Raw genomic sequence first — 9,485 nt, 5'->3', positions numbered from 1 at the left:
CGTGAGGTTTATTTGGCATGCCAAATTTTATTCCTTTAAACCTAAAGAAACATTGATTTAGATACTTGACTTTTTATAGCTGGTCTTATGTGGAAGACTTGAATTCGAGATAACTTTCAAAGCTCAATTCAATTTAGTCAGGTGGCTTGTATTGTTTGGTATGATTTGAATTATATAGTTTTATTTGTGTAACGAGATTGATGAGTTCTCAATTACCTATCCTATATGAACCCTGCTTTCTCCTTGGGTTGTTCCTCGTAATCAATACGAACTTTTACTAAGTTCTCATACTCTTGTTCTGTAATAATTTTTTCCTCTCGTAACCTTCTATAAATGTTTACTTGATCCTCAAATGAATAACCTATATCAATTTTAGTATATTTGTCTCTTAAGTAATCTTTTCTTGCAAGAAGAATATCTTCTATATATTCACTTAAGTCATATGAAGATGGCTTATTTTTAAAAAATGCAAGATTATGGCTTCCACCAGTTATAATGAGATAATTTTTCGCTTTTGAAAAATATACAGTAAAACATATAAATGAGATAGATAAATAAAAAAATCCCGCTCCAAAACTAGCCTCTTCTGTCCCCAGAAAGAAGTCCTCTATTAAAACGCCTAGCGGGACTATCGTAGTAATTATAGCCCCTATCAGCCAACCTAGACTTCCGTTTTTATAGTACTCTATATCTCTCCCAAGCGTCTCAAAATTTATTTTATATTCATGATTATTTGTGATACCTTTTGCCTTAACTTTTACTCCATCTTTTTGAAGTTCATATTGTCGTAGTGATAAAAATTTTCTTTGTTTAAACAATATTGTCCCCCCTCTAACGTTTGCTTAATACTTTTAATATCGTTCGTAAACTTGTTTATTTAAATTAATTTCAATTCTACTATAATATAACAGCCACTTCTTACTATAGAAAAAGTACCTGGCTACTCTCAAGTTACTGTGTAAAAAAGACGCTATTCATATTACAGAATAGCGCCCTTATCATGAAGGATTGATATCGTAATATTTTCATTTAACGTCCTTTCCTATATCCTCCTTCTTAGGTTTCCCACGTGACCTAGTTCTAGATATTTTATTTAGTATATTTTCATCAATAAATAAAGGGATACAGGAAATCATTATGATCAAAAGAAATACATATATAAAGAGTTGGTTAATTTGCTCATCTTCACTAAAGAAAAATATTGAATTGACTACAGCAAGACCATAGAAAAACACTACAAAACCTGATTGTTGATACTTTTTATACTTAGTTTTTGCTTTAAAGACGTGTTTTAATTTAATGGAACCTAATATAATTCCTATTAAAACATATAGCAGTAGTATCTCCCCCTATAACCTAACTCTTATTTTTTTAATTGACAGCTATCTACTTCTTCATCCATTTATTCTTAAAGCGTTTAAACTTTTTCACCTTTTGCTTAAAAAAAACAGAAATGCTATGAAAATCTGTATCCCTTAAGTCATTCATGAACGGAATATCAATATCCAATAAAAATGTATTGTGTTTTACTAATTTAAATTGATTGGGTTGATCTCCTTCACCTATCTTTATAAAGGTATTTATAAAATAGTTAGCTTCTTCTTTACTTCTAAACTTTGCTAATTGGTCAAATTCAATGTTACTTTCCAATACACCACTTTCAGAAACATACTCACCAGTGGGAATATGTTGAACTTTATAAACAAATCCCTTATTAATGTCTGTTTGTTGAAAACTCATAGTATTCCACCTTTAATTAGGACAACTATACAACAATTGTTCTATATAACATTTATGTTTTCATTGATAATATCGTACAAAGTACATCTAATCTTTATTATTTTTAAGTAGTCTCATTTTAGTATATATATTTCAATATTTATTTCGAAACTGAGTCTTCCACAATCTGGCCCTTAAGACGAAGACTGATCAATAAAAATCTACACAAAATAATACAGAGAACTCTTTTTCAACTACATATTGGGGATATAAAAACAAGGCTTAGAGATAAACTTTCTCTAAGCCTTTAAATATACTATTGTATTGCCTTCCTATCTTCTCTTTTCACACAATGTTTAGAACTTCTCCAAAAACACTTCAGGCACTTGTGATTCAAAGTGTAAAATCTCACTTCGGGAAGGGTGTTTAAACGCAATTTCTTTTGCATGAAGTCCTAACCGACCTAATGAATTACTTGTGGCTCCATACTTTTTATCCCCAACAATCGAATGGCCGATATCCTTCATGTGTACGCGGATTTGATTCTTTCTCCCAGTTTCAAGGTTAAGTTTAACTAAGGAGACATTTAGATTCGACTGCAACACCTTATAATGGGTTACAGCCTTTTTACCATCGTTTGGTTTCTTACTAGAATACATGACATGTGTTTTTGTTTCTTTTAGCCAAGATGTTATCACACCTTCTGATTTTTGCATCTTCCCTTCTACAAGAGCTATATAAGTTCGCTCCTTCACCATGTCTTTCCATGCATTCTGCAGCTTGTTTTTCACCTGTTCTGACTTTGCAAAGATCATGACACCAGAGGTATCTCGATCTAACCGATGAACAATGAAAATGCGATTTTTAGGATGACTCGTTTTAACATAATCAGAAAGCTGGCGGTGAGCCGTTAAAGTTTTCTCTTTACCTGAAGAAATAGATAAAAGACCTGAATCCTTTTCTACTACAATGATGTCCTTATCCTCATAAAGAATTGTAAGTCCTTTCAACGTATGTTCAGATCGCACGTTATCTTTGTGAATTTCCACCACTTGATCCTGTTGAAGTGGATAATTATGCTTCGTAACTACATTTCCTTCTATCACTACATTCCCACTAGTAAGGACAGATTTAACAGCATTACGACTCAGATGGGATAGAACCTGTTGTAAAAACGGAAGTAAAGTCGTTGATTCTCTTACTTTATACCGTCTGGCTCTTTGATCTTGACTTCTTTTTACGTTTCCTTTCTTTTTCACACCGTGACCTCCATTTATAACACTATTGCAAAGGTACTTTGATCTACTATTAGACTTTTTCTCTCTTAAAATTATACACTCCTTTTTTTATTTATCTAGAAAAACTTAACCCCTTGATCACGGACTTAAAAATCTTATTATCCAACCTCAAAAACAAATAAATGCATAAGAATGTATAATAATTTATAAATAACCTCTTTTAATGAATAATTATGTGTGTTAGTATTCTAAATACTAATAAAAATACATGAACACTTATAATTATCTAGGAGGAAAAGTCATGAAAAACAAATTTGTAGTAAGCGCACTAATGATTATCTTATCAATTGGGTTAATTGGATGTAGTAATTCTTCAGCAAGTGAAAATGAGAAAACATTGGTTATGGGAACATCAGCAGATTTTGCTCCATTTGAATCTAGAAATGAATCTGGTGAGATCGTTGGATTCGATATTGATTTAGCGAAATATATTGCTGACGAACTAGGTTACAACCTTGAAATTAAGGATATGAAATTTGATGGATTAATTGGAGCTCTTCAAACAGAGAAAGTAGATATGGTTCTAGCTGGCATGTCTGCAACAGAAAAGCGTAGCCAAAACGTAGATTTTTCTACTCAATATAATCACTCCGGTGAAATGTTCGTTACGAATAAAGATGCAAACATTGATTCACTAGAACAACTAGAAGGTAAAACGGTAGGCGTACAGCTTGGAACGATTCAAGAAGAAGGCGCTAAAAAAATTCAGGAAAAAGTAGATTTTAAGATGAAACAAGTAGATACCAGCTCTACACTTATTCAGGAATTAAAAACTAACCGTATTGATGTTGCATATATGGACAAAGCAGCAGCTAAAGGTTATATCAAAGAACAAAATCTTGGTGGCTTTGAAGACCCTACTTCTAGTTCTCCAGGAATGGCTGTCGCTTTTCCAAAAGGTAGTGACCTTAAAGAAGACGTAAATAAGGTATTGAAAGAGATGAAAGAAAGCGGAAAACTTGAGGAATTAAAGAAAGAATGGCTTGAAGACTTAGAATAAACTATAACATCACGATTTAGAAATGAGGTGAAGGCATGAATTTGGATTTTACCCAAATCGTGCCTTATATTCCTTTTATGCTAGAAGGAATATGGGTAACGTTAGGATTTGTAAGTGTATCAATCATATTTGGTTTTATCTTAGGAACATTAATAGCTTTAATTAAAATCAGTCGAATAAAATTCATGGTTGGGTTAGCTGATGCATACACCTCCGTATTTCGAGGGACGCCATTAATTCTACAGCTTATGATTATCTATTTTGCTATCCCACAATTAACGGGATATAATATTCCACCATTTTTTGCGGCTGTTCTTGCTTTTGGTCTAAATTCTTCTGCCTATATATCTGAGATCATCCGTGCAGGAATTCAAGCTGTTGAGAAAGGGCAAACAGAAGCTGCTCAAGCACTTGGGGTTCCCTATCGTCCGATGATGAAAGACTTGATTTTACCTCAGGCATTAAAAAACATTTTACCAGCATTGATGAATGAATTTATTACACTCACAAAGGAATCAGCTATTGTGTCGACCATCAGTTACTTAGATCTCATGCGTCGTGCACAGGTAGTTGGCTCTGATATTTATAGAAACTTTGAGCCCCTTTTATTTGTTGGACTTATTTATTATCTATTAGTTATGGGATTAACGATGCTTGGTAAGCTATTAGAACGGAGGTTACGTGTCAGTGATTAAAGTAGAAGATCTATCCAAAACATTTGGTAAAACAGAGGTATTAAGTGATATTTCTACACAGGTGAACTCGGGTGAGGTGGTCTCTATTGTAGGTCCATCAGGCTCAGGAAAGTCCACTTTCCTACGTTGTTTAAACCTACTAGAAACACCTTCAAACGGAAGTGTTTGGATACAAGACTATGAAATTACGAATCCTAAAACCAATATCCTTAAAGCTAGAGAGCATATTGGTATGGTCTTTCAGCATTTTCATTTGTTTCCACACTTAACGGTTATCGATAATATAACGTATGCACCTAAACAAGTAAAAGGTGAAACAGCTGATCAAGCTGAGACGAAAGCAAAGTCCCTCTTGGAGAAGGTAGGACTAACTGATAAAGCGAACGCCTATCCGAATAATTTATCAGGTGGACAAAAGCAACGTGTTGCTATCGCTCGTGCGCTAGCTATGGAACCTGAAATCATGCTATTTGATGAACCAACATCTGCCCTGGACCCTGAGATGGTTAATGAGGTACTAGACGTAATGAAAGACTTGGCTAAGTCCGGAATGACAATGGCTGTGGTAACTCACGAAATGGGGTTTGCAAAAGAAGTAGCTGATCGTGTTTTCTTCTTAGACCATGGCAAGTTAGTTGAGGACTCCCCTCCATCCACATTTTTCAGTAAACCAGAAACCCAAAGAGCACAGGATTTCTTGGAGAAAATCTTATAATAAAGAAGCTTTAGCGACATCAAATCTGCTATTAGGTTTGATGTCCGTAAAAGCCTATTGTTTAGTAACATCAATGACCTTTTTTAAATCCTCCAGCACTTTTGGATGCTTTTCTATACTAATCAGTGAAAGTTGTTTATCTTCTCTCTCTTGATCGGAATAGAGAAGCGTTCCATCCTCCAGAATCAAGAAAGCAAATTCAGGATGAAGATCTTGAACCTCCCCCTTTTCATCTATAAAAGTAAAGGAATAGTAACTCTTATCTTTCAATTCGTTAAAATGACCTTCTGTATCTTTCAACCGTTTAACAGACTTCTTATTAACCAATTCGATAATCTCCGAAATAAGTGAAGTTTTTTCACTAGTGAAGTTAAATATAGACTTTTCCGTATCCACTTTTTGAATTATTACTTGTTTAAACTCATCTGTTTTTTCTATACTTAGTGTTTTTGTTTCATCAACTGAGCAGGAAGTGACCAAGATTAAAACAAATAATAGTATGAACGATTTATAACGAATGCTATCCCTCTTTTCTTAAACATCACTTTCTATCCCTTAATATTCCAGATTCTATTCAAAAAAACCTTCATCCAACTGCATATGAAAGTTCCTTATACAAATCCTATAAACAGTCCTCTCCAAATAAAGGATGTTACATCATATCGCGTGCGTGGTATTAAATAGTAAGTTAAGACGATGTAGGAGGAAGGCATATGTGGATCAAACATCCTTATTTTAAATTCGTTACAGGAGCTATTCTATTCTTAATCCTGATTTATTTCTTGAATTTATTAAATATATTAGCGCCTTTTAAGACAGCCATTAGCACGTTATTCTTTCCAATCTTAATTGCTGGATTTTTGTATTACATACTAAAACCGATTGTGCGTCTGATACGAAAAATAAAATTCATCCCTGAAGAGGTTGCTATTTTGTCTGTGTTCGCAGCTATTGCAGGACTTCTGTTTTTAGCAGGAAGATTATTTGCACAAAAAATTAGTACCCAATTCTCTAATATTACGCAAAAGCTTCCTAAACAATTAAAAGAAACAGCAAATAAGGCCCAAGAAACGATTGATAAGCATGATATGGGAATGTTGTCCGTCAATCAACTACGTCAAGAAGCAAGCTCTTATTTAAGTGGAATTACTCAAAACTTAGGGGAAAATATTAGCCAAATTGCATCTGCTTTGACTGGAGCTACTACAGTTCTAGTCGTTGTGCCATTTGTTTTATTTTATTTTCTTAAGGATGATAACCGCTTCATTCCATTCATACTTAATTTCATTCCAAAAAAACACCGAGATGAAGGTACCAAAGTATTTCAAGATATAAGTGTGAAACTATCAGGGTACATCATCGGACAAATTACTGTCGCTATAGTTGATGGTGTTCTTATGTATATTGGTTATGCCATTATTGGACTGCCTTACGCTTTATTACTAGCCATATTTGTAACAATCACAGCAGTTGTCCCGTTTTTTGGCCCAATCCTCGGAGTGCTGCCTGCACTTGTTGTAGCTTTAACACAACAACCAAGTATGATCATTTATGTTCTGATTACATTGGTTGTCGTCCAGCAAATAGAAGGGAATTTAGTCGCACCTCTGGTATTAGGGAACAAGTTAAATATCCATCCACTGACAATCATCCTCCTTCTACTAGTAGCTGCAGCCTTATATAAATTTATCGGAATGCTCATTGCAATCCCGTTGTATGCAGTTGTAAAAGTCACAGTGTTGGATTTATATCAATTCTATAAAAATCATAAAAAAACAGCTTAATTTAGGCTCTCATTCTGTAAATGGTTCAGGATGAGAGTTTTTTAACGCTATTTTATAAATGACCTTCCTCTCTTGCCTTTCTCCTCCCAAAATAAACACAATTACCACTTTCACTAGGGTTTTGTAGTTTTAGCCCGCATTTCTCATAAAAACTATAATTATTAGAAGTTGTATGAGCATACCAAGTGCCATGTGGCAATTTACTCATACAAGATTCAACTAGCTTTTTCCCAATTCCATGCTTTCTATAGGGGTGTTTAATGATTAAGTCCAGAATCGTAGCAAACATGATTTTATCTGATAAAACTCTTACCATTCCCACAAGCTCTTCATCATTCCAAACAGTAAATGCCCATGTAGAGTTCTCAAAAGCTAATTTGAATTTTTCATCCTGCCATTTCGGGGTGTTATTACCTACCCAACCTGCATCAATATATAATGCTTTCAAGGCTGATTCATCAAAACCATCTATACCTTCTCGTATAATGAATCCATTGAAATATGTGTACATATAGATCCCCCCTTTTTTATTAACTAACCGTTTCATAAATTACATTAAAATGAGCAATTGAATTTAATACCAATTATTTCAAAACAAAACGAAAACCACAACTACTACACAATATAAGAATGAATTTGTTTAAGGTTGGAAAGATAACCATTGGATGATTTAACTATAAAGTTTATGGTAAATTGTAGTAAGGTATTGTTACTCATAGAATCTTTGTTAAAAAGGTAATAATATAACTACCTTGTTTATATTGATTCTCGATATCCAAAAACCTTAATAAGCCTAAGATGACACAAGTTATTGTTAGAAAGGAGAATCAGTTTGGAATCAATTTGGTTAGAATACGGTTGGACTTTATTAATTCTAATAGGACTAGAAGGATTATTATCAGCGGATAATGCGCTTGTTCTAGCGGTGATTGCCAAGCACTTACCGGAAGAACAAAAAGAAAGAGCGATTAAATATGGAATATTCATGGCATTTGCTTTTCGGTTTATAGCTCTTTTTGCAATATCGTTTATTGCGAATATATGGCAAATACAAGCTATCGGAGCCGCTTATCTTCTTTACTTAGGTTTAAAACATGTGATAAAAGCGAAGTTTGGTAAAGAAAATGAAAATATTGAAAACGAAGTAGAAGAAGAAGCTGCAGGAAAAGGTTTTTGGCCAACAGTAGGTAAGATCGGACTAGCAGATCTTGCTTTTGCAATTGACTCGATTCTAGCTGCTGTTGCTCTTGCACTCGGCCTTCCAGATTCCCCACTCGGAGATTTCGGTGGCATGGATGGCGGTAAATTTATTGTCGTTGTGCTTGGTGGAATCGCAGGGCTTATTTTAATCAAATATGCTGCAACTTGGTTTGTAAAGCTACTTGACAAGCGCCCAGCGTTAGAAACAACAGCCTATGCAATTGTCGCCTGGGTCGGAGTTAAATTAGCTGTTATAACGCTTGCCCATGATGATATTGGTGTCTTGGATCACGACTTCCCTCACAGTACACTTTGGACACTGACTTTCTATGGTGTTCTAGTGGCTATTGCATTAATCGGATGGTTTGCACCAGGCAAGAAATCATCTGAATCATAATCTAAACAAATGAATTCATAAAAAGATCTCTGCGATTCATGTAGAGATCTTTTTAATACGCTATGTATGAACAATACTTCCTTGAAACATATAAGGAACCGAATCACGCTTGAATAACAAACCTTCCAAATCACTAGGAATGCGCATATGCTTTTCCGCTTCTTGAGCATCCATCCATACCACTTCCTCTATTTCTTCAGGATAAGTTATGGAAATCTCTCCCCCAATAATCTCTCCTATAAATGTAAAAAAGATTGCATGATGCCCTCTGTCTTCAAAGAAGGCTTCGCTGACACTAAACATTCCCTCGACTTCCACATCAAGGCCCGTTTCTTCTTTAACTTCCCTTATCGCAGCGTCTTGAAGTGTTTCACCCTTTTCGACTGCTCCTCCTGGTAAAGTATAGTAAGAAGTAGGACTTCCGCTATTTTTAACCATCAACACCTTTTGTTCACTTTCATCAAAAAGAATTACGTACGCTACATCGACTCTTTTCATGTATATCACCCTCTCTTCTTTTTATATACCATATTTTACTAACATTATTATAAGATTAAAAGCATCTTATAATACAAATAGGATGGCTCTATTAAGGAAGAATTGAATATTTTGCATAAAAAACGCACAACGAGGGGATAAGACCTGCTCGTTGTGCGTTTTTCTTATTTTTATAAAAG

At 34.5% G+C, this 9,485-nt stretch carries 11 protein-coding genes; 5 read left to right on the top strand and 6 right to left on the bottom strand.

Annotation, left to right across the window (positions count from 1 at the left end; translation table 11 throughout):
- Positions 1-221: 221 nt before the first annotated feature.
- The 3 genes from H514_RS0110530 to H514_RS0110520 all read right to left on the bottom strand — a co-directional run bounded on the left by H514_RS0110530 (position 222) and on the right by H514_RS0110520 (position 2,978).
- Positions 222-818 carry a hypothetical protein gene (locus H514_RS0110530; RefSeq protein WP_027446940.1) on the bottom strand — a complete coding sequence of 199 codons (597 nt, stop codon included), beginning with the start codon at positions 816-818 and terminating at the stop codon, positions 222-224.
- A 568-nt stretch (positions 819-1,386) separates the two neighbouring features.
- On the bottom strand, positions 1,387-1,740 hold the full coding sequence (locus H514_RS0110525) for a hypothetical protein (protein WP_027446939.1): 354 nt from the start codon (positions 1,738-1,740) through the stop codon (positions 1,387-1,389).
- Between the two features lie 335 nt (positions 1,741-2,075).
- Positions 2,076-2,978, bottom strand: a complete 903-nt coding sequence (locus H514_RS0110520) for an RluA family pseudouridine synthase (RefSeq protein ID WP_027446938.1) — start codon at positions 2,976-2,978, stop codon at positions 2,076-2,078.
- Between the two features lie 310 nt (positions 2,979-3,288).
- On the opposite strand from H514_RS0110520, the gene H514_RS0110515 reads away from it, so the two are divergent.
- The 3 genes from H514_RS0110515 to H514_RS0110505 are packed head-to-tail and all read left to right on the top strand — an operon-like array spanning position 3,289 to position 5,427.
- Positions 3,289-4,017, top strand: a complete 729-nt coding sequence (locus H514_RS0110515; RefSeq protein ID WP_231566600.1) for a transporter substrate-binding domain-containing protein — start codon at positions 3,289-3,291, stop codon at positions 4,015-4,017.
- 35 nt (positions 4,018-4,052) lie between these two features.
- Complete coding sequence (locus tag H514_RS0110510) at positions 4,053-4,712, top strand: amino acid ABC transporter permease (protein WP_027446936.1); 660 nt, start codon at positions 4,053-4,055, stop codon at positions 4,710-4,712.
- Complete coding sequence (locus H514_RS0110505) at positions 4,705-5,427, top strand: amino acid ABC transporter ATP-binding protein (protein ID WP_027446935.1); 723 nt, start codon at positions 4,705-4,707, stop codon at positions 5,425-5,427. The genes H514_RS0110510 and H514_RS0110505 overlap by 8 nt, the downstream gene beginning before the upstream one ends.
- A gap of 54 nt (positions 5,428-5,481) precedes the next feature.
- Here the strand turns inward: H514_RS0110505 and H514_RS0110500 are convergent, their stop codons facing one another.
- A complete protein-coding gene (locus H514_RS0110500) occupies positions 5,482-5,754 on the bottom strand; it encodes a hypothetical protein (RefSeq protein WP_027446934.1) in 273 nt (90 codons plus the stop codon).
- A 386-nt stretch (positions 5,755-6,140) separates the two neighbouring features.
- Between H514_RS0110500 and H514_RS0110495 the strand changes: the two genes are divergently transcribed.
- A complete protein-coding gene (locus H514_RS0110495) occupies positions 6,141-7,211 on the top strand; it encodes an AI-2E family transporter (protein WP_027446933.1) in 1,071 nt (356 codons plus the stop codon).
- A 52-nt stretch (positions 7,212-7,263) separates the two neighbouring features.
- Here H514_RS0110495 and H514_RS0110490 read toward each other — a convergent pair whose 3' ends face one another.
- Positions 7,264-7,722 (bottom strand): GNAT family N-acetyltransferase, encoded by a 459-nt coding sequence (locus H514_RS0110490; RefSeq protein ID WP_027446932.1) that lies wholly within the window; start codon positions 7,720-7,722, stop codon positions 7,264-7,266.
- Positions 7,723-8,043: 321 nt separating this feature from the next.
- On the opposite strand from H514_RS0110490, the gene H514_RS0110485 reads away from it, so the two are divergent.
- On the top strand, positions 8,044-8,808 hold the full coding sequence (locus tag H514_RS0110485) for a TerC family protein (protein WP_027446931.1): 765 nt from the start codon (positions 8,044-8,046) through the stop codon (positions 8,806-8,808).
- A 60-nt stretch (positions 8,809-8,868) separates the two neighbouring features.
- Here H514_RS0110485 and H514_RS0110480 read toward each other — a convergent pair whose 3' ends face one another.
- On the bottom strand, positions 8,869-9,306 hold the full coding sequence (locus H514_RS0110480; protein ID WP_027446930.1) for an NUDIX hydrolase: 438 nt from the start codon (positions 9,304-9,306) through the stop codon (positions 8,869-8,871).
- Positions 9,307-9,485 lie beyond the last annotated feature (179 nt).

Origin of the sequence: Pontibacillus marinus BH030004 = DSM 16465 (assembly GCF_000425225.1) — a bacterium.
Taxonomy (GTDB): domain Bacteria; phylum Bacillota; class Bacilli; order Bacillales; family BH030062; genus Pontibacillus; species Pontibacillus marinus.
The sequence above is the reverse complement of the archived record's forward strand: the minus strand, read 5'-3'. Positions and strand labels throughout refer to the sequence as shown.